Origin of the sequence: Sandaracinus amylolyticus, from assembly GCF_021631985.1 — a bacterium.
Taxonomy (GTDB): Bacteria; Myxococcota_A; Polyangia; order Polyangiales; family Sandaracinaceae; genus Sandaracinus; species Sandaracinus amylolyticus_A.
Genome location: NZ_CP070225.1, coordinates 1,577,028 through 1,601,243 on the forward strand (window position 1 = coordinate 1,577,028; position 24,216 = coordinate 1,601,243).

Annotated in this window: 17 protein-coding genes; 11 read left to right on the forward strand and 6 right to left on the reverse strand. The window is 71.9% G+C overall.

The features are described 5' to 3' along the window. Positions 1-13 precede the first annotated feature (13 nt). From I5071_RS06505 to I5071_RS06515, 3 genes are read right to left on the reverse strand one after another with little or no spacing between them, the layout of a single operon-like run. Positions 14-1,789, reverse strand: coding sequence for a serine/threonine-protein kinase (locus tag I5071_RS06505; protein ID WP_236604521.1), 1,776 nt, complete (start codon positions 1,787-1,789; stop codon positions 14-16). A gap of 11 nt (positions 1,790-1,800) precedes the next feature. Beyond that, positions 1,801-2,808, reverse strand: coding sequence for a M23 family metallopeptidase (locus tag I5071_RS06510; protein WP_236604522.1), 1,008 nt, complete (start codon positions 2,806-2,808; stop codon positions 1,801-1,803). After that, positions 2,805-3,380, reverse strand: a complete 576-nt coding sequence (locus tag I5071_RS06515) for a hypothetical protein (protein WP_236604523.1) — start codon at positions 3,378-3,380, stop codon at positions 2,805-2,807. The genes I5071_RS06510 and I5071_RS06515 overlap by 4 nt, the downstream gene beginning before the upstream one ends. Positions 3,381-3,437: 57 nt before the next feature. On the opposite strand from I5071_RS06515, the gene I5071_RS06520 reads away from it, so the two are divergent. After that, positions 3,438-4,388, forward strand: a complete 951-nt coding sequence (locus I5071_RS06520) for a PLP-dependent cysteine synthase family protein (RefSeq protein WP_236604524.1) — start codon at positions 3,438-3,440, stop codon at positions 4,386-4,388. 46 nt (positions 4,389-4,434) lie between these two features. On the opposite strand, the gene I5071_RS06525 is transcribed toward I5071_RS06520, so the two are convergent. Then, a complete protein-coding gene (locus I5071_RS06525; protein ID WP_236604525.1) occupies positions 4,435-5,010 on the reverse strand; it encodes a superoxide dismutase in 576 nt (191 codons plus the stop codon). 332 nt (positions 5,011-5,342) lie between these two features. On the opposite strand from I5071_RS06525, the gene I5071_RS06530 reads away from it, so the two are divergent. The 6 genes from I5071_RS06530 to I5071_RS06555 all read left to right on the forward strand — a co-directional run bounded on the left by I5071_RS06530 (position 5,343) and on the right by I5071_RS06555 (position 14,219). Continuing rightward, on the forward strand, positions 5,343-6,149 hold the full coding sequence (locus tag I5071_RS06530) for a hypothetical protein (protein WP_236604526.1): 807 nt from the start codon (positions 5,343-5,345) through the stop codon (positions 6,147-6,149). Between the two features lie 105 nt (positions 6,150-6,254). Continuing rightward, positions 6,255-6,410, forward strand: coding sequence for a hypothetical protein (locus tag I5071_RS06535; RefSeq protein WP_157069369.1), 156 nt, complete (start codon positions 6,255-6,257; stop codon positions 6,408-6,410). A gap of 72 nt (positions 6,411-6,482) precedes the next feature. Next, positions 6,483-8,303, forward strand: a complete 1,821-nt coding sequence (locus I5071_RS06540) for an NAD(P)/FAD-dependent oxidoreductase (protein WP_236604527.1) — start codon at positions 6,483-6,485, stop codon at positions 8,301-8,303. After that, positions 8,294-10,642, forward strand: coding sequence for an aspartyl/asparaginyl beta-hydroxylase domain-containing protein (locus tag I5071_RS06545; protein ID WP_236604528.1), 2,349 nt, complete (start codon positions 8,294-8,296; stop codon positions 10,640-10,642). Before I5071_RS06540 ends, I5071_RS06545 begins: the two co-directional genes overlap by 10 nt. A 68-nt stretch (positions 10,643-10,710) precedes the next feature. After that, positions 10,711-12,267 (forward strand): helix-turn-helix domain-containing protein, encoded by a 1,557-nt coding sequence (locus I5071_RS06550; protein WP_236604529.1) that lies wholly within the window; start codon positions 10,711-10,713, stop codon positions 12,265-12,267. Positions 12,268-12,320: 53 nt separating this feature from the next. Next, positions 12,321-14,219, forward strand: coding sequence for an RCC1 domain-containing protein (locus I5071_RS06555; protein WP_236604530.1), 1,899 nt, complete (start codon positions 12,321-12,323; stop codon positions 14,217-14,219). A gap of 107 nt (positions 14,220-14,326) precedes the next feature. Here the strand turns inward: I5071_RS06555 and I5071_RS06560 are convergent, their stop codons facing one another. Continuing rightward, entirely contained in the window at positions 14,327-15,529 is a 1,203-nt protein-coding gene (locus tag I5071_RS06560) for a DUF4397 domain-containing protein (RefSeq protein ID WP_236604531.1), read from the reverse strand. A 225-nt stretch (positions 15,530-15,754) separates the two neighbouring features. Here I5071_RS06560 and I5071_RS06565 point away from each other — a divergent pair, with 225 nt between their 5' ends. Genes I5071_RS06565 through I5071_RS06575 form a run of 3 tightly spaced genes read left to right on the forward strand, consistent with a single transcriptional unit; the run spans position 15,755 to position 20,893 of the window. After that, positions 15,755-17,710, forward strand: coding sequence for a zinc-ribbon domain-containing protein (locus tag I5071_RS06565; RefSeq protein WP_236604532.1), 1,956 nt, complete (start codon positions 15,755-15,757; stop codon positions 17,708-17,710). 38 nt (positions 17,711-17,748) lie between these two features. Further along, a complete protein-coding gene (locus I5071_RS06570; RefSeq protein ID WP_236604533.1) occupies positions 17,749-19,764 on the forward strand; it encodes a serine/threonine-protein kinase in 2,016 nt (671 codons plus the stop codon). After that, the gene (locus I5071_RS06575) at positions 19,751-20,893 is read left to right on the forward strand and encodes a PQQ-like beta-propeller repeat protein (protein WP_236604534.1); all 1,143 of its coding nucleotides are present in this window, start codon (positions 19,751-19,753) and stop codon (positions 20,891-20,893) included. The genes I5071_RS06570 and I5071_RS06575 overlap by 14 nt, the downstream gene beginning before the upstream one ends. Positions 20,894-20,895: 2 nt before the next feature. Here I5071_RS06575 and I5071_RS06580 read toward each other — a convergent pair whose 3' ends face one another. Beyond that, positions 20,896-21,606, reverse strand: coding sequence for a sulfite exporter TauE/SafE family protein (locus I5071_RS06580; protein ID WP_236604535.1), 711 nt, complete (start codon positions 21,604-21,606; stop codon positions 20,896-20,898). A 173-nt stretch (positions 21,607-21,779) separates the two neighbouring features. On the opposite strand from I5071_RS06580, the gene I5071_RS06585 reads away from it, so the two are divergent. After that, positions 21,780-24,209: a heavy metal translocating P-type ATPase gene (locus I5071_RS06585; protein WP_236604536.1), complete on the forward strand. Its 2,430-nt coding sequence runs from the start codon at positions 21,780-21,782 to the stop codon at positions 24,207-24,209. The last annotated feature ends 7 nt before the right edge of the window (positions 24,210-24,216 follow it).

A 24,216-nucleotide genomic window follows, 5' to 3' on the forward strand; every position in this document is an offset into this window, starting at 1 on the left:
TGATCTCGGAAAATCAGTCCGCCGGGCGCGCGGAGACGCGACCACCGTCGCTCTGGGATCGACCGCTGATCGCGCCGCTCGCGGCGATGCGGAGATCGTAGTGATCGGTCGAGACCAGCGTGGGATCGGAGGTCTGGTACCCGGCGAGGTCGAGGGCGCCGGTGGCCTCGTCGTAGTGGCCGTCGACGAATTCCTCGGCCTGGTGCCCGATGCGCGACTGGAAGTCCGGCCTGGGGCTCTCGAGCAGGCGCCATTCGATGGTGCCCGACGCGTCGCGACCATCGCGGCGCAGGGCGATCGTGATCGCGTAGCGCCAGCCCTGGCCGCTCCAGGTGCCGCGCCAGCGACGCCGCGCGCCATCGGCCCACGCGAACCGCGCGACCTCGTCGCTCGGCGGCTGGGGATCGCGCGGGGCTTCGGTGCGGGCGCGCGACGCGTCGCTGCCCGCGTCGTGGGCGGGCGGGGCGACGATCGCGGGGCCCGAGTCGGGGAGCGCGATCGCCGCATCGACACGCGCGAGCTGCGCGCCCGCATCGAGCTGGACGTGCGCGACGAGGCGGGGCGGAGGAGGCACCTCGCGCTGCGAGAAGCGCTGCCACAGGACGAGCCCACCGAACGCGCTGAGGCCTGCTCCGACGAGCGTCGCGACGAGGCCCAGCGCGAGCGCGATGTGGCGGGTCGCGCTCGATCGCGGCGCGCCCACCGGACCGGTCGCGGTCGAGGGGCCGTGCACCGCGTAGGGCGTGCTCGCTCGTGGGTGCGGCGTCCAACCCTGCGGCGCATAGGGCGTCGGCGCGTGGGGCTGCACCGACGAGGGCGTCATCGCGACCGTCGGCGGCACCACGCGACGATGCTCGTGCGTCATCGGCACGTGGGGCGCGTCCTCGCGCAGCGAGAGACCGGGCGAGAGCGACGCGAGCGCGACGCGCGCGTCGGGGAAGCGACGATCGGGATCGCGATCGAGGCAGCGTGCGAGCCACGCATCGAAGCCCGCAGGCACGAGGTGGCCGACGCCGAGCTGCGCCGCGCGCACCGAGCCCGGCTCGAGCGGCGTGACGAGCACCTCGGTGAAGAGCGCGGTGAGGCGCACCTCGGGGTGGTTCGCGACGCGCCAGTAGGAACGACCGGTGATCAGGTAGAACGCGACGAGGCCGAGCGCCCAGACGTCGGTCGCGGGGCGGATGCGCGCGTGCGCCTCGGTCTGCTCGGGCGCCATCCACATCGGCGAGCCCACGGCTGCGGTGGTCGATGCGGTCGCGCGCGACTCCTGCGTGAGCTTCGCGATGCCGAAGTCGAGGATCTTGAGGGTGAAGGGCACGCCGCGACGGCGGCTGATCGCGACGAACAGGTTCTCGGGCTTGAGGTCGCGATGGACGATGCCCTTCGCGTGCGCCGCGCCGAGGCCGTCGCCGAGCTGCTGCAGGATCTCGTACACCTCGCTCGGGGGCAGCGCGCCGCGCTCGCGCAGCGCGTGCGAGAGGTCGCGCCCTTCGAGCAGCTCCATCGCGAGCCACGGAAGGCCGGTGGGATCGTCGATGCCCGCGGCGACGGTCTCGACCACGTGCTCGCTCTCGATGTGCGCGGCGATGCGCGCCTCTTGCGCGAAGCGCTCGCGGGCGCGCGCGTCGACGACGAGCTGCGGGAGCATGACCTTCAGCGCGCGACGTTTGCCCGTGGAGAGCTGCTCCACGACGTACACCGCGCCCATGCCGCCTTCGGCGAGCAGGTGCAGGATGCGGAAGTCCCTTGCGAAGACGTGTCCGGGGACGAGCTGGGGCAGGGCGGGCACGTGAGTCGAGCTTAGTCGCAAACCTGTGGCGCGGGCTTGGATCGTCGGCGGCGGATCGCGCGCACGATCGTGGCGACGACGAGGACGAACGTGACCGGCGACGCGCGGGTGCGCGCACCCACGCGACATCCACAGCCGCCCGAGATGCGCGGCATCTCGCGAGGACCGGCGTCGAGCGTGTTGCCACCATCGTCACCCGCGGTCGCGCCGTCGAGACCGGCGTCGGGCGGGGGCGCGCACTCGTCGTCGGTGCCCGCGGGCATGCTCGCGCAGCCCCACGGGCACGGCTCGGTCGTGTCGGCTCCGTCGATGCAGCGACGGCGCGCGGTGCCCGCTTCGTCGCAGGTCCAGAGCGCGAACGTTCCGTCGGGGCACGAGGTCGCGGTGCCGCACGTCGCGCCCGGGATGCCGCGATGGATGCCTTGCTCGGCCCAGCGCGACGGCGCGGTCGGCGAGCACGTGCCCGCGAAGGGATCGAACGCGGTGGTCGATGCGCCGCCGAGTGGTCGGGTCTCGAAGTGCAGGTGCGCGCCGGTGCTGCATCCCGAGCTGCCGATCTGTCCGAGCACTTGCCCGCACGTGACGCGATCGCCGGGCGCCACGCGCACGCTGCCGTTTCGCAAGTGCGCGTAGACCACGCGGGTGTCGCCGTGATCGACGACGACGTGGTTGCCGTAGCCGAACCCGAACGCGGTGCCGCAGTTGTCGCCGCCACATGCGGTGCAGCGATCGAAGAAGCCGTCCTGCGCGCGCACCACCTCACCGTCGGCCGCGGCGACGACGTCGTGGCCCGCGTCGATCGCGGCGAGGCCTCCGCGCAGCGAGAAGTCGGTGCCGCGATGCCCGTCGTAGGTCGACGTCGCGCAGCTCCAGTCCTGCGTGCCCGCCGTCTCGCCGGTGTGATCGAAGTAGAACCAGTTCGCGATGCACGTGTCGCACGCGAACGGGCGGCGGAAGGTCTGCGCCTCGGCGCGCGACGCGACGAGGAGCACGAGCGCCGCGAGCACGACGTGCTTCATCGCGGCACCCGGTGCGTGGCGCCATCGGCACCGACGAACACGACGTGCGCGCCCTCCAGATGGATCGACGCTCCCGCGGGCGGAGGCGTGTACGCGTCGCCCCACGGCCGTCCCACGCGCAGCGCGCAGTTGGTGAGGCAGCGGAGCTCGTCGTCGAAGAGCCAGAGCCCCGCGACGCCGCCGTTCGTGCTGCCGACGAGCGCGATCGAGCCGTCCTCGAGGATCGCGAGCGGCGCCATCGGCCCGGGCGCGTGCGCGAGCGCGATCGGCTGGGCGTCGCGCAGCTCGAAGATCGTCGCTCGTTCATCGCACCAGACGAGGCGAGCGCCGTCGGTGATCGGTGGTGCGAGCACCTCGTCGCCGATCGCGTGCTCGCGTCCTTCGCCATCGATCACGACGAGACGCGCATCGCGATCGACGTACGCGACGCCCTCGCGCAGGCGCAGCGCGACGTCGTTCGTCGGTCGCTCGTCGGTGCCCACCGTCGTCGCGGTCGCGAGCTCCGACGCGCGCAGCGATGGATCCGGAGCGCACGCGCCGAGGCACGTCACGAGCGCGAGCAGCCGACGCATCGAACCGTGAGCATACCGGAGCCCCGGGCGCGCTGGTTCGCGTCTAGACTGCGCCGCATGTCGCTCGCTCAGCGCTCGATCGTCGAACGAAAGGCGTGGCTCGCGCGCCTCGCCGGCAGCACGCCGTGTGTGCCGGTCGACGACCCCGAGACCGGCTGCACCATTTGGCTGAAGCTCGAGTACCTGCTGCCGAGCGGCTCGACGAAGGATCGCGTCGCGTCGTTCATCCTCTCGCACGGCGTCGAGACCGGCGCGATCCGCGAGGACTCGATCGTGGTCGAGGCCTCGAGCGGCTCGACCTCGATCGCGTTCGCGATGGCGTGCGCCGCGCTCGGCGTCCGCTTCTGCGCGGTGATGCCCGAGAACGTCAGCCGCGAGCGCATGCTGATCATCAAGCGCTATGGCGGCGAGTGCGTGCTCACGCCGCAGGCGGGAGGCCTCGTCGGCGCGATCGAGGAGACCCGCGCCATGGCGGCGCGCGACGCACGCGTGTTCCTCGCGCGACAGTTCGAGAACCCGCTCAACGCCCGCGCCCACGAGCGGCACACCGGGCCCGAGCTGATCGCGCAGGTGGGCACGACGATCCACGGCTTCGTCGCCGGCGTCGGCACCGGCGGCACGCTGATGGGGATCGCGAGCGCGCTGCGCGATGCCGGTCATCCCGTGCGCGTCGCGCGCGCGATGCCCGAGAAGAACAGCCCGTGTTTCTCGGGACAGCCCGAGATCTGCGGCGGCATCCCCGGTGTCGTCGACGGGCTCTCCGCGATCCTCGATCCCGCGCGCATCGGGCTCGACGACGACGTGCGAGTCCTCGAGCGCGATGCGATCGACGCGGCGCGCTCGCTGTGTCGTCGCGGGTTCCCGGTGGGTCCGTCGAGCGGCCTCAACTACGCCGCGGCGCGCGCGCTCGCGCGTCGTCTCGGCCCGGGGCACACGCTCGCGACGGTGCTGTGCGATCGCATGGAGCGCTACTTCAGCACCGACCTGTTCCAGGACGTCTGCGGCTGACGGAACGAAGAAGGCCGCCCGGAGGCGGCCTTCTTCTCGTGCGCGATCAGAGCTGGCTGTTCGCGTGGTCCCAGCTCACCAGGTTCCACCACGACTCGACGTACTTCGCGCGCGCGTTGCGATAGTCGATGTAGTACGCGTGCTCCCAGACGTCGCACGTGAGGATCGGCTTGCGATCCATCGTGAGCGGCGACCCCGCGTCGTGGGTGTCGATGATCTCGAGCTTGTCGCCGTTCTTCACGAGCCACGCCCAGCCGCTCGCGAAGTGGCCGACGGCCTTCGCGCTGAACTGCTCCTTGAACGTCGCGAACGAGCCGAAGCTCTTGTCGATCGCGGCCTTGATCGCGCCCGTCGGCTCACCGCCGCCGCCCGGCCGCATCGACTGCCAGTAGAACGTGTGGTTCCACACCTGCGCCGCGTTGTTGAACACGGGGCCCTTCGCGGTGCGGATGATGTCCTCGAGGCTCTTGCCCTGGAGCGAGGGATCCTGGTCCACGAACTTGTTCAGGTTCGTGACGTACGTCGCGTGGTGCTTGCCGTGATGGAACTCGAGCGTCTCGGCCGAGATGTGCGGCGCGAGCGCGTCCTTCGCGTAGGGGAGCTCGGGGAGCGTGAAGGCCATGATCTTCCTCCGGGGTCTCTGCTGAGATGCGGCGTCGGGGCCTTCTAGGACCCGAGGCGCGCATCGAAAGAGGTCCTCGCGACCGCCGCGCCGGATGGCGCGCGCGAGGGACCGCAGTGCCCGCACGTGCGGGAGACCGGAGCCTAGGAGGAACGCACCGCGTGAGTAAAGGCCCGCTCCCGTGCGCTGGCGCGCTGCCAACCGGTTGGCGTCGTGCGCGCACGCGGTGCGCACCGTTCGCGCACGCGCTCGTCGAGCACGCGATCGCGAGATCTCGAACGAACGCTCACGATCGCGCGGTGGCACCTCGGTTGCTCTAGCCGCGGTCCACGATGAACGCGACGATCGAATGGGCGCAGCTCACACCGCAGCTCCGCGTGATGGCCACCGAGGAGCGCGCGCTGATCGTGCGCGCCGACGTGCAGCAGGACGCGCCGACGCTGCGCTTCGCGAGCGACGACGATCACGAGCGCGCGACGCGCTGGCTGCTCGACGGTGCGATCCGCGCGGCGTTCTCCGCGGCGCGCGAGGAGCTCGTGCCCGCGATCACCCCGGTTCGCTGGGCCTGGCGCCTGGTGGGCCTCTATCACCTCACGCACTCGACGCCGCGCTTGCTCGAGGAGGCGGCGGCGCGCTTCGAGGCGAGCGGGCGCGGCGCGCTCGCGGAGTGGGCGCGCGAGCGAGCGCGCGAAGAGACGTTCCACGATCGGCTCGCGCTGCGTGATCTCGCGGCGATGGGCTACGACGCCGAGCGCGTGGTCGCGTCGGTGACCCCGCCGATCGCGGCCCGGCTCGTCGAGATCTTCACGCGCTACGCGATCGCGCCCGATCCCATCCGCTGCGTCGGCTACGCGTACGCGCTCGAGCGCCTCGCGACGACGGTGCGCGCGGAGGACGTGAAGCGCATCGAGGCGATCCTCCCGGATGGCATGCGCGCGACGCGCTGCCTGCGCGTGCACAGCGCGATCGGCAGCGACGGCGATCACGTCGCAGAGACGGTGCGCGTGGTCGCGCGCTGCAGCGGGAGCGAGCGCCGCGAGGTCGCCACGGCGGTGCACGAGACGGCGCGCCTCTGCTTCGCGCCGCCGCCCGGCGGACATCCGACGGACGACGAGATCGCAGCGCTGCTCACGCGCTGAGCGCGATCACCGCGAGACGAAAGAGCACGCGCGGGCCCGAGGGCTCGACGCGCGAACGGACGACGTGTGTCCACGACCCCCCAACCACTGCAGGAGAGAGAGCACATGGAGCGCAACGACAGCCAGCAGCAGCACGACGCGACGATCGACATGGAGACCCGCGAGGCGCGCGAGCGCTTCGAGGTGAAGGAGAGCGCGGAGACGCTCGAGGTCGTCGAGCTCGAGAGCGCGCCCCTCACCGACGTGAACTTCGGCTTCTGAGACGCACTGCCCTCGGGCTCGTCGCGCACGAGCCCGAGGGCGCTGCCCCTTTTCGATCACCGGAGGCGAGAGATGACGTCGAGCGTGGAGATGGTGGACTGCGTCGTGCTCGGGGGTGGGCCCGCGGGCAGCACCTTCGCGGCGATCGCGAAGAAGTACGCGCCCGAGGCGCGCGTCGTCGTGCTCGAGAAGGAGCGCTTTCCACGCTGGCGCATCGGCGAGTCGACGATCCCCGCCGCGAACGGCGTGTTCAAGGATCTCGGCGTGTACGACACGCTGCTCGCGTCGCCCTTCGTGAAGAAGATGGGCGTGACGTTCGTGTGGGGCCGCGATCGTCAGCCGTGGAACGCGGACTACCTCACGCTGCGCACCACGACGAAGCACGAAGGCGCGGAGATCATCGAGGTCACGGGGCAGGACTTCGAGGCGCTGCTCGGCGACGGCAACAAGCGCGACACGCCGTACTCCGCGTTCAACGTCGAGCGCTCGAAGTTCGACGACATCCTGCTGCGCAACGCGGAGCGACTCGGCGTCGAGGTGCGCGAGGGCACGCGCGCGACCGCGGTGACGCGCGTCGACGGAACGAGCGCGCACGTGATCGCGTGGGAGGACGATCAGGGCGCGCGGGGCACGATCCGCACCGAGTTCGTGATGGACGCGAGCGGGCTCTCGAGCCTGCTGACGCGCGGCCAGCGAGTTCATGACGAGTCGCTCAACAACTTCGCGGTCTACGGATATCTGCGCAACGCGGAGTGGAAGGTCACGTACAGCGGCACGAAGGATCGCTCGACGGTCTTCATCGCTGCGGTCGAGAAGGGATGGATCTGGTACTTCCCGCTCGGCGAGGACCTGATGACGGTCGGCGCGGTGACCAACACGCGCCACTTCAAGGATCGCTTGAAGGACGTCGATCTCGAGACGTTCTTCTGGGAGATGCTGCGCTCGTGCCCCGAGGTCGCGGGGCTCGTCGAGAGCGCGACGCTCCGCGACGACATCCTTCCGGGCAACGCGCGCGTCGGTGCCTGCCGCGACTGGTCCTCGTGGGCGCGCGAGCCGATCGGCGAGGGCTGGGCCGCGGCGGGGGATGCGGCGATGTTCGTCGATCCGATCCTCTCGACCGGCGTGACGCTCGCGCTGCAGACCGGACATCGCGCGGCGTACACGTGGCTCACCGCGCGTCGTCGTCCCGATCTCCCGGCAGGCTCGTTGTGGCGCGCGTACGCGGACTATCTGCGCGGCGAGTACGGCGCGTTCCTGCGGCTCGCGCGCTACTTCTACGGCAACAACAAGGCCGCGCCCTCGTGGTGGTGGGAGGCGCAGCAGCTCGTGAACGCGTCGGGGCGCCTCGCGCTCAGCGATCGACAGGCGTTCACGATGGCGACCGCGGGGTTCTTCCCGGTGCCGCGCGCGCTCGGTGCCGCGGCCGAGGTCGTGGTGCCGCTGCTGCAGGGCATCACCGGCGGTGCGCGCGGTCTCGAGCGCATCTACCAGGTGCCGGGCGTGCCCTCGCACGACGCGCTACCCGCGTGCGCGCTCGAGCTCGTCGCGCCGTTCCGCGTCGACCTGCGCACCGAGCCGAACCTCGAGCGCGGCGTGATCGGATCGCTCGAGGTCTATCACGACCTCGTCACCGAAGAGCCCGACATGACGCACCGGCTCGCGGCGGTCCCGGCGCGCATCGATGCAGCGCTCGCGCCGATCGTCGAGGTGCTGCAGCGCTGTCGCACGGTGAGCGAGCTGCTCGAGCGCGCGCCGAGCGTGATGCCCGCGAGCACCGATCCGAGCGTGGTGCGCAAGGCGGCCCTCGATCTCGTGCGCATCGCCGCGCTGAAGGGCTTCGTGCGCATCGTCGAGCCGCGCGTGTCGGTGACCGAGAGCGCGCCGTGCGGCTGACGATCGAGCTCGTGCCGCGGGATCCGATCGCGCTGCGCGAGCTCGCGGACGCGGTATCGGATCCCAAGGCCGCGCAGTACGGCGCGTACCTCGATCGCGCTGCGCTCGAGCGTCGGATCGCGATCGATCCACGAGAGCGCGCCTCGATGCGCGCGTGGCTCGGGCGTCACGGTGCCTCGCGCGCGCCGCGCGCGATCGACGGCCCTCGCTCGATCGTCGTGTCGATCGATGCCGCGGGTCTCGCAGCGATGCTCGGTGCGCCGACGGCGCGCGTGCTCGTGGGCGAGCGACGCCTCGGCCCCGAGCTCGCGCTCTCGCTCCCCGATCCATTGCGCGGACGCGTGCGAGCGCTCGCGCTCTCGAACGATCACGTGACGCCCTCGTCGTCGCGACCGAGCGCGCCCGATCGTGTGGTCGCTCCGCCCGAGCGCGGCCTCGCGCCCGCCGACGTGCGTCGCGGCTATCGCTTCGATCCGAGCGTGCGTGGTGGGGGCGAGACCATCGCGGTGATGGCGCTCGGTGGCCTGCCGCGCGCCGAGGATCTCGACGGGTTCTGGCGCGCGCACGACGTGCCGCTGCCCGAGGTCGATCTCGTGCCGCTCACGGCGCTCGGTGCGTGTGCGAGCGATCCCAGCGCACGCTTCGAGACCACGATGAGCGTGCAGTGGATCGGCGCGCTCGCGCCCGCCGCGCGCATCGTCGTCTACGTCATCGATCCCGCGCTGGTCGCCGATCCGTGGAGCACGTTCCTCGAGGCCGTGCTCGACGACGCGGCGCGTGCGCCGACGATCGCGGTCACGAGCTGGAGCACGCCCGAGCGACAACATCGTCGCGTGCACGGTCGCGAGGGCTTCGCCGCGCTCCTCGATCAAGCAGCAGTCCTCGGCGTCAGCGTCGTCGCGGCGAGCGGGGACTGGGGCGCGTGCGGCGGGTTCCCGCGGGTGATGACGCCGGATGGACCGGTGTCGCCGTCGATCGCGCCGCACGCGACGTTCCCGGGCTGCGAGCCTCGCGTGCTCAGCGTCGGCGGCACCCAGGTGATCGACGTCGAGCGCTGGCGCGAGCGCGCGTGGAACGCGCCCGTCTCCGATGCGATCCGCGATGCAGTGCATCTTCCGCGGCTCGCGAGCGGCGGCGGCTTCAGCGAGACCGTCGCGATCCCCGCGTGGCAGCGCGACGTGCTCGCCAGGTCGTACGCGCGCAGCGACGGCACCGCGATCGTCCCGCAGGGTCGTGCGCAGCCCGACGTCGCGCTCGCCGCGTGGGGCCCCGATCACGCGTTTCGCGCGCTCCTCGACGGCACGTGGCGCGACGACGCGGGCGGCACCAGCCTCGCCGCGCCGATCTGGGCTGCCATCCTCGCGTGCGCGAACGAAGCGCGACGTCGCGTCGATCGACCGCGCGTCGGACACGTCGCGCCGCTGCTCTATGCGACCCCGGCGTTGCGCCCGATCACCGAGGGCGCGACCGACCTCGATCTCCCCACGCTCGACCCGCACGGCCGTCGCACGTTCCTGCGTGTGCCCGGCTACGTCGCGACGAGCGCGTGGAGCCCCGCGACCGGCCTCGGCGTGCCCGACGTCGGCGCCCTGATCACCGCGATTGCTCGTAGAGAGGAGCCTCCGATGCGCGCCGCCATGTACCAGCGCAAGCACGTCCGCAGCGCGAACGCCGCCGCCAAGGACTACGACTTCATCCGCCTCCCGACGCAGATCGACATCGCGCCGCTCGTCGACGAGCTCGAGCGCGCCGGCGCGCTGCCCTACGTGGCGAGCCTGTGGAAGTGGCACCGCGGCACGAAGTTCTGCGTGCTGCGCGCGGGCCCGCCGGGCGCGCTCCCCGGCGACGAGCTGATCACCGGCAAGGACGTCGATGCGCCGATCCTCGCGACGCTCCCGCGCTTCCGCGCGCTGCTCGACGAGATGTTCCCGGTGCGCGCTCCGCTCGCGTGGATCGGTCTCTCGCCCGCTCGCTCGCAGATCCGCATGCACGTCGACAACACGCAGCACTGGGACGAGCACCACCGCATCCACGTGCCGCTCGTCACCACGCCGGGCGCGCGCCTCATGGTGTCGGGTGGCTTCGTGCACATGCCCGCGGGCAGCGTCTGGGCGTTCAACAACAGCCGCCCACACGGCGCGATCAACACCGGCCCCGATCGACTGCACCTCGTGATCGATCTCGCGTCGACGCCCGAGGTCGAGGCGATGCTCGCGCGCGGCGAACGGGTGCGCGGAGAGCGCGATCGCGACGCGGTGATGGTGCTCTCCCGAGATCCGCTGGGCGACGGCGGCGCGGGAGAGCGCCCGGACGTGCTCGCGCGCATGCGAATGCAGTGAGAACCGTTCGATTTACACGTTGACCAATCTCATTGCCGCGCGTTTACAAGCGTGGCATCCCGCTGCCCATGCGCGACGCGCACGAGGCGATGGGGCGACGGCTGCGCGAGCTGCGGCTCGAGCGTGATCTGCAACAGGCGGACGTCGCGCGCCGTCTCGGCGTGTCGCCCGCGTACCTCTCGCTGATCGAGAAGGGCAAGCGCGCGGTGCAGCTCCCGCTGCTCTTCCAGGCGCTCGAGCTCTACGGCGTCGGCATGGAGGACTTCATGTCGTCGCTCGGCGAGCCGCGCGTCGACGACGGGCTCGCGCGCCTCCTCGACGAGCCGCTCTTCCGCACGCTCAACCTCTCGCGCGAGGACCTCGCGACGCTCGGCGCGGAGCCCAAGGTCGCGACGACGATCACCGCGCTCTTCAACCTCTACAAGAACACGCGCTCGCAGCTCGATCATCTGCTGCGCGATCTCGCGAAGCAGGAGCGCGACGCGGGCGTCGTCGCGGTGCCCGTGGGCGGCGAGCGCGACGAGCCCTACGGCTTCGACTACTCGCCCTTCGACGAGGTGACCGACTTCCTCGAGGAGGTCGGCAACTGGTTCCCGTCGCTCGAGGAGCGCGCCGATCAATGGCGTCGCGATCACGGCCTCGCGGAGGTGGAGCGCGTCACCGCCGACGCGCTCACGCGCGCGCTGCGCGAGCAGGACGTGCACGTGCAGCTCGTGCGCGGCGAGACGAGCTCGGTCATCCGCCGTCTCGATCGCGAGGGCGGCGTGCTGCGCATCTCGCGCGACGTGCCCGAGCACCGTCGTCTCTTCCAGCTCGCGCACGCGATCGGCCTGCGCCTGCTCGACGACGAGAAGCTGCACGAGCCGATCATCGCGGAGACCAGCGCGGGCCACTCGCAGACCGCGCGCCTGCTGAAGATCCACCTCGCGAACTACTTCGCGGGCGCGGTGCTGCTCCCGTACGAGACGTTCTTCCGCGAGGCGCAGCGACTGCGCTACGACGTCGAGCGTCTCGCGCACGTGTTCGACGCGTCGTACGAGACCGTCGCGCACCGGCTCTGCAACCTGAGCGATCCCAAGCGACGCGCGGTGCCGTTCCACTTCCAGCGCGTCGACGTCGCGGGGAACATCTCGAAGAGGTACAGCGCGACCGGCCTTAAATTCCCGCACGGCACGGGCAGCTGTCCGAAGTGGATCGTCCACACCGCGTTCCTCACGCCGCACGCGATCGCGAAGCAGTACTCGCTCTTCCCCGACGGCTCGATCTACTTCTGCTTCGCGAAGGTGATCGCGGAGCCGATCGGCGGATCGCTCGCGAAGGGCACGTGTTACGCGATCGGCCTCGGCACCCACGCCGACAACGCGAAGCACCTCGCGTACGCCGACGAGATGCCCTTCGTCGATCCGCAGAAGATGGTCGTGCCGGTGGGCACGACGTGCCGCTTCTGCGAGCGCACCGACTGCAACCAGCGCGCAGCGCCGAGCTACAAGTTCGCGTTCCGCGTCGACGAGTACATCAAGAAGGACAACTTCTTCTCGCCCTTGGTCGTCGAGGACGAGCTCACGCCCGCGCAGGGCGAGCCCGAGCCCGACGTGGCGCTCGCAAAGCTGCGAAGAAGGCGTTGAGCAACGGCGCGCGTCGAGCGTCGATGTGGCGGCTTTCACTCGGGAGGGAGACCGTGAGACCAGTCATTCTGTTGTCGTCGTGTGTGCTCGTCGCGATGCTCTCCGGATGCGAGCGCGATCTCGCATGCGGCACCGACCTCCGATACGACCGCGGGCGTCACCGGTGCATCTGCCCCAACGGCGGCGAGTGGCGCGCCGAAGATCGAACGTGCGTGTTGCCCGACGGATCGGTGACGCCGCTCGACGACGCGGGCATGGGTGACGGCGGGATGCCCTGCGAGCCGCAGGTCTTCCATCGCGACGCCGACGGCGACGGATTCGGCGATCCGACGCAGACGACGCAGGCGTGCGAGAGGCCGAGCGGATACGTCGACGACGCGAGCGATTGCGACGATGCATGCGAGTCGTGCCGACCCGGCGGCAGCGAGGTCTGCGACGCCGAAGCGCGCGACGAGGACTGCGAGGGCGGCTCGAACGAGGGCTGTGCGTGCACCGGCACCGGCACACGAGCGTGCTCGGGAGGAACGGAAGAGGGCGAGTGCACCGCAGGCACGCAGTCGTGCGTCGACGGCGTGTTGAGCGAGTGCGTGGGCGCAGTCGGACCCGTCGCCGAGGTGTGCAACGGTCGCGACGACGATTGCGATTCGGCGATCGATGGGCCGATTGCCACGCTCGCATGCGGCAGCGCGACGCGGGCGAGCGCCGTGGGGTGCAGCGCCGGCGAGTGCAGAGTGACCGCGTGCACGACTGGCTATCGAGACTGCAACGAGCAGTTCGAGGACGGATGCGAGGTGCAACTCGGGACGGCGAGCGACTGCCTCTCTTGCGGAGATTCGTGCGCGTTCAGCTGCAACGACGAAGGTTGTGACGACGTCGTGCAGGTCGCGACGGGCGCGTTTCATACGTGTGCTCTCCGAGCGGGCGGCAGCATCGTCTGCTGGGGCTCGAACGATCGCGGCCAATTGGGCGACGGCACGACGGCTGCGCGGAGCACGATTCAACCCGTCGTCGGCATCACCAACGCGCGATCCGTGGCGGCCGGCACGTACCACACGTGCGCCGGGCTGGCTGACGGTACGGTGCGTTGCTGGGGATGGAATGGTTGGGGGCAAATTGGTGATGCGACGACGCAAGATCGCCCCCTCCCGACCAGCGTTGCCGGGCTGACTGATGTAGCGACGGTCACGGCAGGCGGACACCATGCATGCGCGCTCGGAAACGACCGGCGTGTGCGGTGTTGGGGCGCTGGTAACGGTGGGGATGGCTCGACCGCGGAACGTCAGACCCGACCGGTGCTCGCGGCGGGACTCGCGGATGTCGTGAGCGTTTCGGCAGGCGGCGGGTACACGTGCGCCGCGCGCGGTGCCGAACACTCGGCGTGGTGCTGGGGAGGCAACATCTACGGACAGCTCGGTGATGGCACGCAGACGAGCCGCGCCACGCCGACGCGGGTCAGTGGGCTCACGAACGTCGCCCGAGTTCATGCTGGCGACCGCCACGCGTGTGCGGTGCGGACGGATGGAACTGTCGCGTGCTGGGGGGACAATGCGTGGTCGCAGCTCGGTGACCGCACCACCACGACGCGCCTGACCGCCGTCGCGGTGCTCGGCGTCAGCGACGCCGCCGACTTGGCGCTCGGATACGGACACACGTGCGCTCGTCTCGGCAGTGGTGTCGTGACGTGCTGGGGGCGTAACGCGCACGGCCAGCTGGGTGACGGGACCACGGCGCCTCGCGCGACGCCTGCGGTGATCGATGGCCTCGATGGAGTCGTGTCGCTCAGCGCAGACCACTATGGGTTCGTCGATATCTACGGGGGCGTGGGCGATGACAACCAAGTCTGCGCGGTGACGAACGGTGGGCTCCGATGCTGGGGTTCGAACCTCGTCGGCAAGATCGGAGGCGGAACGACGGCGGACAGGCCGAGCCCGGTCACAATCGTGGTGCGCTGAGCTCATCTCGCCCGCTGAGCGGCCATCGGCCAAAAGACGGAAGGCCCGCGATGCATCGCATCGCGGGCCTTCTCGTTCGTCATCGCGCGCTCAGCGCGCGGCGGTTGTCACGGCGTGTAGTTGTCGACCCACGGAACGACCGTCGGGCCGCGCGGGTGCTGGCAGACGTGGGCGACGGGGTTGCAGCCCTGGCCTGCGGGAAGCGCCGCAGTGCAGTCGGCGTCCGTCGCGCAGGTAGTCGTGGCGGCGGGCGTGAACGTCACGTCACCCACCGCGAAGATCGAGACGATCTCGCCGTCGTCGAAGGTCGCGCCCGCCGAGATGTTCCCGGGGATGTTGGGCGTTCCCGCGGGCGGCACCGGCAGCGGGACGGGGATGCGGATCACGCCGGGAGAGAGCGGGTTCGCAGTCGCGCAATCCGTCGCGCCCGCGGCCCGCGGGAAGACCGCGATCAGACCGCCCGTGATCGGCGTCCGGCTCACGTAGTCGATCGTGCGCACCATCGCGACGGGCGGATCCGAGAGCGCCGCACCGATGTAGCTCTGGTTCGCGAACAGCGAGACGGCCTCCATCGGGCCGGGCGTCGGAACTCCCCCGGGGAACGTGTAGTCGGGGTCGTAACAGACGTCGACGGGCACCGGGATGTTCGGGATCGCGTGGACGAGACGCACGCGCGTCTGGCCGTCGGCCGGCTCGGTGCGATCGTCTTCGATGATCACGAACTGCGGTGCTTGCGCACCCGAACCGGCGAGGAGGCCGGTCGCGGCGATCGTGTAGTAGTTGCCCGGCATCAGGTCGGTCGTATCGACGCCGATCGAGAAGAGCGCCGTATCGGTCGCCGGGCAGGTGCTGCCCGCGAACACCGGGTACACGTGCACCGTGTACTCGAGGGGCAGAAGGTTCAGCGGCGCCGTGCTGATGTAGTCGGACACCCCGCGGTAGGGGATCGGGAACGGCGTCGGCGTGCCGCTCACGACGCGCTGGGTGAGCAGCGACTGCGCGCCACCAGTCGGCGCCTCGAGGCAGACGTGAACGAAGCCGTTCGGGTTCTCCGCGGTCACCGCGTCCGAGATGAGATGCGCGAGTCGGATCGACGCCGCCGGAAGGCCCGCATCGCTGCCCGAGTCGACGGTGTCGCCGCCGCCGTCGGTGCCCGAGTCCATGTCACCGGTCGTTCCTGAATCACGGCCGGCATCGGCGCGGCCCGCATCGGTGCCGCCGCCGTCATCATCGTCTCCGCAGGCTGCGGTCATTCCGCCCAGGGCGAGCAGCGCCGCACAGATCGCGACCCTCTTCGTGGTTCCGATCATTCCATTCCTCCTGAAGTTACGCCGGGCCGGTCTCACCCCTCGGTTCGCCGCAGAAGCGAGGCGAGCCGTCGGCCGATCCAAGCGTGGTGCGCCCCCACGCGCGCACTCCGTGAGCTTACACCAACCCGATCGGGGAGTGACAAGACCCTGACGAGTAATCCAACGTCGCTGGATCCATCGGGCTCGTTGGAATCGTGGCCGCGCCCGCTATAGAGTGCGCGCGACATGAGCGTCGCTCCCAAGGTCTGCACGGCCTGCGGGCACACGATCTCGTCGGACGCGCGGTTCTGTGGACGTTGCGGCGCACCGGTGACCCCCGAGGCCCCTGCGCCGATCGCTGCGCCCCCGCCCGCACGTGCGGGTCACGGGACGATGATCGGCGCGTCGCTCGACGACCTGCCTGGTGCGCCTCCGAAGGAGCACGCGCGCACGTTGATCGACGCACCGCTCGCGCCCCCGCCCGGTGCTGCGCCGCTGCCCAGCTCGCCGTTCGCACCGAGCGCACCCGCGCCGGCGATGAACAAGACGATGCTCGGCGTCGCCCTCCAGGCGCCGGACACGCTGCGCGATCTCCCGCAGCAGCAGAGCGAGCCGGTCGCACGCGCTGCGCAGAACCGCACGATGCTCGGGATGCCCGCGATCGACGCCGCGACGATCGCCGCAGCCGCGCAGCGCGCGAGCGCACCGCCCGCACCGCCCGCGCCCGCTGCTCCGCCTGCGCACATCGAGCCCGCTGCTCCGCCCGCGCAATTCGCGCCCACCGCGCCCGAGCCCGCGGCTGCCTCGAAGCGTGCTGCGCTCGGACCTTCGAACCGCACGATGCTCGGCGTCGTCGTGCCCACGGTCGACCCCGCGCGCGCCTCGATGCCGCAGGCACCTGCCGCCGCGCCTGCGCCTGCGGCGCCTCCCGCGCCTGCCTACGCCGCGCCCGATCCGATCGACAACACCGGCGACATGTCGATCGCAGGTCTGCCCTCGCCTGCGAAGCGCGGACGCGGGCTCCTCCTCGCGATGCTCGCGATCGGCGTGCTCGTGATGCTCGGCGTCGTCGGCGGGCTCGCGTGGTGGCGCTTCGGTCCGCGCGACACGCCGATCCGCGCGACCGTCGCACAGGGCGAGCAGGGCGAGGTCCTCGACGTCGAGGTCCCCGGCGCGCCCGAAGGATCGCGCGTTCGCTTCGCGGGTGCCGAGCAGCCGCTCGCATCCGGCCGCGCGCGCCTGCCGCTCTCCGCAGAGGCGCTCCACGTCGGCGACAACCCGCTCTCGATCGACGTCGTCGCGCCGAGCGGTGCGGTCACCACGCATCGCGTGACGCTCACGCTCGAGCTCCGCGTGCGCGCCGATCTCTCGACGCTCGATGCCGCGGATCCCGCGATCACCGTGGTCGTCGAGGCGCTTCCGGGCTCGACCGCGACCCTCGACGGACAGCCGCTCGCGCTCGACGCGCAGGGGCGCGGCTCGCGTGCGTACCCGATCGCCGCGATCACGCCCGGCGCCGACGGCTCGCTCGCGCACCAAGCGCGGTGGACGGTGCAGCCGCCGAGCGGCGAGGCCGCCGAGGGCACGCTCGACACGCGCGTGCCGCTCACGACGATCCAGATCGATCGCCCCGGCGATCAGATCGTGACCGATCGCGATCGCATCGAGATCGCGGGCGCGGTCCCGCCCCAGGCGACGGTGACGATCGACGGCCAGACCGTCTCGGTGAACGAGGGCCGCTTCCTCCACGTGTACCCGCTCGCGCAGGTCGGCGATGCGACGCCGCGCATCGTCGCGCGCGCGCCCGGTCGCGCGCCGGTCACGCGCACGATCACCATCCGTCGGGTCGCGGATCTCGCGCGCGAGGCAGCCAGCTTCGAATTCGATCGCGCGCTCACCTACGCGCGCATCGCGCAGGCGCCCGCGCACTTCCAGGGGCAGCGCGTCGCGCTCGAAGGGCGCGTCTACAACGTCGACGTGCAGAGCGGGCGCAGCGTGCTGCAGATGCTCGTGCGCGACTGTCCCGCGGGGCAGCGCTGCCCGCTCTGGGTCACGTACCCCGCGGCGACCGAGGTGACCGTCGAGAGCTGGGTGCGCGTGCTCGGCACCGTCGCGGGCGAGCAGCAGTTCCGCAGCGAGTCGGGGCAGGTCCGCACCGTGCCGCGCGTCGACGCGACGTACGTGCTCCCCGCGAGCCCCTGATTGCGCGTGGGCGCGCTCCTCGGTGATCCTCTCGGCACGTGGACGCTGCGGCCGAGCCCGACGTGATCGCGCACGAGCGCGCATGCCCGAGCTGCGCGCGCGTGAACCCGCCCGACGCGCGCTTCTGCGCCGGGTGCGGCCATCGCTTCCTCGGTGACGACGCGGATCTCGGGCCGATCGCCGATCCGCTCGTCGGGCGCACGATCGCGGATCGCTATCGCATCGAGCAGATGATCGGCCGCGGCGGCATGGGCGTCGTGTACCGCGTCGAGCACGTGCGCATCGGCAAGCTGATGGCGATGAAGCTCCTGCACGGCGAGCTGTCGCGCGAGAAGGACGTGATGCGTCGCTTCCGCCGCGAGGCCGAGGCGGCGAGCAAGCTCGATCACCCGAGCACGGTGCAGGTGTTCGACTTCGGCCACGCCGACGGGCTCACGTACCTCGTGATGGAGCTGCTCGGCGGCAAGGATCTCGGCGCGATCGTCGAGCTCGAGGGGCCGCTTCCGTTCGCGCGCGTCGCGCGCATCGCCGCGCAGATCGCGGGCTCGGTCGCGCAGGCCCACGCACGCGGGATCGTGCATCGCGATCTCAAGCCCGAGAACGTGCGCGTGCTGCAGGAGGCGGGCGAGGGCGACTTCGTGAAGGTGATGGACTTCGGCCTCGCGAAGCTGCGCGACCACGACGAGGCCGCGGGCGCGAGCATCACGCGCGCGGGGCTGATCGTCGGCACGCCGTACTACATGGCGCCCGAGCAGATCCGCGGCGATGGCGCGGAGCCGCGCAGCGACGTCTACGCGCTCGGCGCGCTCATGTACAAGTGCCTCACCGGCGTCCCGCCGTTCCACGCGCCGACGCCGGTCGGCGTGCTCACGAAGCACCTCACCGAGCCCGTGGTGGCGCCGAGCACGCGCAGCCCGCGGCGTGATCTCCCACCCGACGCCGATGCGATCGTGATGCGCGCGCTCGCGAAGGAGCCGGGCGATCGACAGGCGAGCATGGAGGCGCTGCGCGACGAGCTGCTCGCGTGGCTCCGCGCGGAGGGCGAGGACACCGGCGCGTTCGCGGAGCGCGCGACGCTGCCCGCGATCGAGACCGACTCGGGCCGCAGGGTGCAGGTCGCGACGCGCTCCGACGTCGATCGCTACGAGCGCTCGCTGCGCGCGCAGAGCTGGGCGTTCCAGGCGATCGGCATCGCCGCGATCGCGGCGGTGATCACCGGCGCCGCGTTCGCGTATCGGTCCGCGTCGGCGACCGTCGCGACGACGTCGCGCGCGACGAGCGAGCACGAGCCCAACGACGGACCCGCGCAGGCGAACGAGCTGCCCGAGGGGCGCGAGCTCGCGGGGCACCTCGGTCGTCGCATGGACGCCGAGCACAGCGACGCCGACGTGTGGTCGCTGGAGAATGCCGCAGGGCGCGGTCGCGCCGTCGCGATCGACTTCTCCGGTCTGCCCAACATGGACACCGTGCTCGAGGTGTTCGGCGCCGCGCAGAGCGAACCGCTGCTCGTCGTCGATGGAGCGGGCGTGGGCGGTGCGGAGCGCGTCCCGAACCTCGTGCTCGTCGATCCGCGCTATTTCGTTCGTGTGCGAGAGCAGTGGCTGCCGGGGCGTCATCCCACCGAGAACGTGTCCGACGCGTACCGGCTGCGATGGAGCTACGTCGAGCCCGCGCCGGGCGACGAGCGCGAGGTGAACGACACCGTCTCGCTCGCCGAGCGACTTCCGCTCGGCAGCGCACGCCAGGGCTTCATCGGGTGGAGCGGCGACACCGACGTGTTCTGCATCGATGCCGACGCGCAGGACGCGCTCGCGATCCTCGAGCCGGTGCCGCGCCTCGATCTGGCGCTGCGCGTCGAGGAGCGGCACCTCGGCACCTCGCGCACCATCGACGTGAATCGCGTCGGGGGTGGCGAGCAGATCGCGCTCACCGACGTGCGGCGTGGATCGACGTGCCTCGTGGTCTCGGCGCGCGAAGGAGAGGGCGCGGCGTCGAGCGATCCGCGCGAGCGCTGGTCGCTGCGCGTGATGCAGGGATCGAGTGCGACGCCGTGATGCGCTCGCCGCGCTCGGCGTGATCGCGGTGTCGAGCCGCGCGCACGCCTGGCCGGTGCGCACCGGGCGCTACGCGGAGCTCGCGCACGGCATCGATCCCACGCACCCCGAGCCCGGGGAGCACGGCGGCGCGTCGCGCGCGGGGCAGCTGATCGGCGACGTGCCGATGCACGAGCCGCGCATCGTGTGGACGCGCGACAGCGATCCGGCGGCCCGCGCGCGCTCGCGAGAGCCGATCGTCGCGAGCGACGGGACGATCGCGGTGGGCACCGGGCAGGGCCTCTCGGTGATCGGCATGGACGGCGCGGAGCGCTTCGCGATCGCGCTCGGTCCGCTCGACGGCGCGCCCGCGCTGATGCCCGGCGACGGCATCGTCGCGATCTCGCGCGGCGGGCGCGCGGTGGTCGTCTCGCGCGCGGGCAGCGTGCGCGCGCAGGCCGAGCTCGGCTTCGGCGTGTCGGAGTCGCCGCTCGTGCTCGACGACGGATCGATGATCGTCGCGGGCACCGATCGCTCGCTGCGCCGGATCGATCCTTCGCTCTCCGAGCGATGGCGGGTCGAGCTCCCGAACGGGATCGGCAAGGCGCCGACGCGCGACGGCGATCGTGTGATCGTCGTCGCGGGCGAGGACCTCGTCGTCGTCTCGTTCGACGGAGAGACCGAGCGCGTGATCCCGCTCGGAGGTCGCGCCCACGCGTCGGCCTCGCGCGCCGAGTCGGGGCGGCTCTGGGTGCCGCTCGTCGAAGGCGAGCTCGTCGCGATCGACGAGCGCCGTCGCGTCGCGCAGCGGATCGCGCTCGGCGCGCGGATGGGCACGGCGGAGCGCGTCGCGATCGCGCCCGACGGATCGCTCCGCGTGCCGAAGCGACAGCACGGCCTCGCCGCGATCGGAGCGAGCGGGACGTGGCCGGTGCCCGCAGAGTTCGCGTTCGACTTCCCGGCGCGCGTCGATCGTCACGGCGTGACGCTGGCCGCGGATCGCGGGCCGCGCCTCGTCGCGATCGAGAGCGACGGCACGGTGCGATGGCGCGCGCGCCTGCCGATGCACGTGATGAGCGGCGCGATCGTCACCCGCGACGGCGCGATCGTGTGCGTGGGGATGGAGGGCTCGGTCTTCGTGATGCGCTGACGTCACTCGACGTGACAGCTCGCATGGGTCGACGCGCCATCGCGAAGGCTCGGCAGCGGGCGCAGCACGGTGATCAGCGCGCCCACCGCGAGCACCGCTGCGAGCGAGCGACGGAACGCGAGCGACGTCTGGGCGCGCGCGCCGATCGCACCGGCGAACGCGAGGGCGGCGCCGCTCGCCGACGCGAAGCCGATCATCGCGACCGCGCCCGCGGCGATCGATCCCGCGCCGGCCGCGACGATCGCGCCCGACCACAACGCTCCGCACGGCAGGAGCGCGCTGATCGCGCCGAGCACGAAGGGCTCGCGGGGCGCGCGCGCCAACAGCCGCGAGGTCAGCGAAGGGTTCGCGCGACCACGCGTCAGGCGCGCCGCGCCGACATCGACGCTGCGTGCCCACCATCGCGGCGCCCACAAACGCACCGCGCTCAGCAAGAGCGCCGCGGCGAGCGTGAAGGACAGCGCTGCGCCCGCCCACGACGAGGGCGCGAGCGCGCGCAACGCTTGCGCGCCGAGCGCACCCGCTGCGCCGCCGACCATCGCGTACGCGGCGAGACGTCCGAGCTGCCATCGCAGCGGACGCCACGCGCTCGTCGTCGTCGACGCGCCGGGCGGCGGCATCGCGGCGAACGCAGCGAGAGGGCCGCACATGCCGAGGCAGTGCGGGGCCGAGACGACGCCGAGAGCGAGGCCTGCGAGCAGCGCGGCGATCATGCGCGAGCGCTCTCGCAAGCGAGGTGCCGCGTGGGATCGGATGCGTTCTCGGCGAGGCGCGCATCGGTTGCGCGCAGCGCCGGCGCGGCCGCGAAAAGGATGCGCGGAGGCGCGATTCCCACGAGAAAACCGGGCGAGAGCAGGGTGGCCCACGCGATGCACAGGGGCGCCGCGTGGCCCTCGCCGACGCACTCTCGATGCCGCACGCCGAAGCCCTCGGCGCGACGACCTGCGCGCACTGCGGCTCCGCGCTCGGCCCGGGCGCGATCGACGCCTACTGCTGCGCGGGATGTCGAGCGGTCGCCGAGCTCCTGCGCGCGAGCGGCATGGAGCGCTTCTACGATCTGCGCGGCGGTGCGGGCGCGCCGGTCGCGCTCGCCGATCCGGCGCGTCGTGATCTCGGCTGGCTCGCGCCGATCGAGACGCAGCGCGCGGATACGAACGGCGCGTGCCGCGTCGCGCTCGACGCGCAGGGCATGCACTGCGCGGGCTGCGTGTGGCTCGTCGATCGACTCTTCGAGCAGCACGACGACGCGATCCGCGTGATCTCGAATCCGTCGCTCGGCCGCATCGAGCTGTGGGTCGGTCCGCGCTTCGATCTCGAGGTGTTCGTGCGCGAGGTCGAGCGCTTCGGATACCTGCTCGGCCCTGCGCTCAAGAAGGGCGCGCCGCGCGAGGACGCGCTCCTCGTGCGCACCGGCGTCGCGGTCGCGCTCGCGGCGAACGCGATGATGTTCGCGCTCGCGATCTATCTCGGGCTGCGCGAGGGGCCGCTCTTCGAGCTGATGCGCACGCTCGAGGTGGTGCTCGCTGCCGCGACCGTCGCGGTGGGCGCGCCGATCTTCGCGCGTGGTGCGATCGAAGGGCTGCGCCGCCGCGTGCTGCACCTCGACCTGCCGATCGCGCTCGGCATGTTCCTCGCGCTCGCGGGCACGATCTGGGCGTACTTGGCCCGGCCGCACGCGTCGTACGGCGACACCGTCGCGATCTTCGTCGCGCTCATGCTGCTCGGCCGCTGGCTCCAGCAGCGCGTCGTCGCGCGCAACCGCGATCGACTCCTCGAGAGCGAGGGCGCGGACGGGCTCTTCACGCGTCGGGTCGAGGACGGGCGCATGGCGATGGTGCGCTGCGCCGAGGTCCGCCGCGGCGACGTGCTCCTCATCGCGCCGGGCGAGCTCGTGCCCGTCGATGCGCGCCTCGAGGGCGCGGAGCCGGTGCGCGTGTCGCTCGACTGGATCAACGGCGAGAGCGCGCCGCGCAGCGTCGAGCCGGGCGCGGTGATCGCCGCGGGCGCGTTCTCGGCGGGAACGCGCGCGTTCCGGGTGCGCAGCGAGAGCGCGTTCGCCGACTCGCCGCTCGTGTCGCTGCTCGGTCGTCCGGTGCCCGAGGCCGACGCGCGCAGCGCGAGCCCGTGGTGGGATCTCGTCTCGCGCGTCTACGTCGTCGCGGTCCTCGTCGTCGCGTCGCTCTCGTTCGCGGCGTGGTACCTCGCGACCGGCGATCTCTCGCGCGCGCTCGAGGTGACGACGGCGGTGCTCGTCGTGACGTGCCCGTGCGGCATCGGCATCGCGACGCCGCTCGCCTACGAGCTCGCGGGCTCGGGCCTGCGCCGCCTCGGGCTCTACGTGCGGCGAGAGCGACTGCTCGATCGTGTCCCCGCGATCCGCCGCGTGGTGTTCGACAAGACCGGCACGCTCACCACCGGCGCGCCCGAGCTCGCCGAGGTCGCCGCGCTCGCGGCGCTCTCGGACGAAGCGCGCGATGCGCTCGCGGATCTCGTCGCGCGCAGCACGCACCCCAAGAGCCTCGCGGTGCGCAGCGCGCTCGGCGAGTCGGTCGCGGTTCGTGAGGACGTGATCGTCGAGGAGCACGCGGGCCGGGGGCTCGAGGCGCGCATCGACGGCGTCACCTGGCGGCTCGGTCGTGCGGGTTGGGCGGGCGAGGGCGACGGCGAGATGCTGCTCGCGAAGGACGGCGAGGTGCTCGCGACGCTGCGCACCCGCGAGGCGATCCGACCCGACGCGCGCGAGGAGATCGCGGCGCTCGCCGCCGAGGGGCACGAGGTCTGGATCCTCAGCGGTGACGAGCCGGCGCGCGTGCGCGTGCTCGCGGCGCAGCTCGGGATCCCCGGCGAGCGCGCGATCGGCGGTTGCTCGCCCGAGGGCAAGGCCGCGTGGATCCGCGAGCACGATCGCGGCGACACGCTCTTCGTCGGCGACGGGATCAACGACGGACCGGCGGCGGAGATCGCGTTCGTCTCGGGCACGCCCGCGGTCGATCGCCCGTTCCTCCCGTCGCGCGCCGACTTCTGGTTCACCACCCCGGGCCTCGGCCCGATCCGCGCGCTGCTCCACGTCGGCTCGCGGATGCGCCGCATCGCGCGCCGCAACCTCGTGATCGCGGTCGCCTACAACACGATCGCGGTCTCGCTCTGCGTCGCCGGGCACATGCAGCCGTGGCTCGCGGCGGTGATGATGCCGGCGAGCTCGCTGGTCGTGATCGGCGCGACTGCATTCTCGCTCTCGCGCGGCGCAGCGTGGCAGTCGGGCTCGCGTGCATCGCAGTCCGAGCTGCGAGACGCGACTCGAACCGTGTGTACCTGAGGAGACG

What these genes read in the sequence shown, in the direction of transcription:
- I5071_RS06510 (WP_236604522.1), bottom strand. Translation starts at nt 2,808, where the DNA reads ATGAAGCACGTCGTGCTCGCGGCGCTCGTGCTCCTCGTCGCGTCGCGC.
- I5071_RS06515 (WP_236604523.1), bottom strand. Translation starts at nt 3,380, where the DNA reads ATGCGTCGGCTGCTCGCGCTCGTGACGTGCCTCGGCGCGTGCGCTCCG.
- I5071_RS06520 (WP_236604524.1), top strand. Translation starts at nt 3,438, where the DNA reads ATGTCGCTCGCTCAGCGCTCGATCGTCGAACGAAAGGCGTGGCTCGCG.
- I5071_RS06525 (WP_236604525.1), bottom strand. Translation starts at nt 5,010, where the DNA reads ATGGCCTTCACGCTCCCCGAGCTCCCCTACGCGAAGGACGCGCTCGCG.
- I5071_RS06530 (WP_236604526.1), top strand. Translation starts at nt 5,343, where the DNA reads ATGAACGCGACGATCGAATGGGCGCAGCTCACACCGCAGCTCCGCGTG.
- I5071_RS06535 (WP_157069369.1), top strand. Translation starts at nt 6,255, where the DNA reads ATGGAGCGCAACGACAGCCAGCAGCAGCACGACGCGACGATCGACATG.
- I5071_RS06540 (WP_236604527.1), top strand. Translation starts at nt 6,483, where the DNA reads ATGACGTCGAGCGTGGAGATGGTGGACTGCGTCGTGCTCGGGGGTGGG.
- I5071_RS06550 (WP_236604529.1), top strand. Translation starts at nt 10,711, where the DNA reads ATGCGCGACGCGCACGAGGCGATGGGGCGACGGCTGCGCGAGCTGCGG.
- I5071_RS06560 (WP_236604531.1), bottom strand. Translation starts at nt 15,529, where the DNA reads ATGATCGGAACCACGAAGAGGGTCGCGATCTGTGCGGCGCTGCTCGCC.
- I5071_RS06565 (WP_236604532.1), top strand. Translation starts at nt 15,755, where the DNA reads ATGAGCGTCGCTCCCAAGGTCTGCACGGCCTGCGGGCACACGATCTCG.
- I5071_RS06580 (WP_236604535.1), bottom strand. Translation starts at nt 21,606, where the DNA reads ATGATCGCCGCGCTGCTCGCAGGCCTCGCTCTCGGCGTCGTCTCGGCC.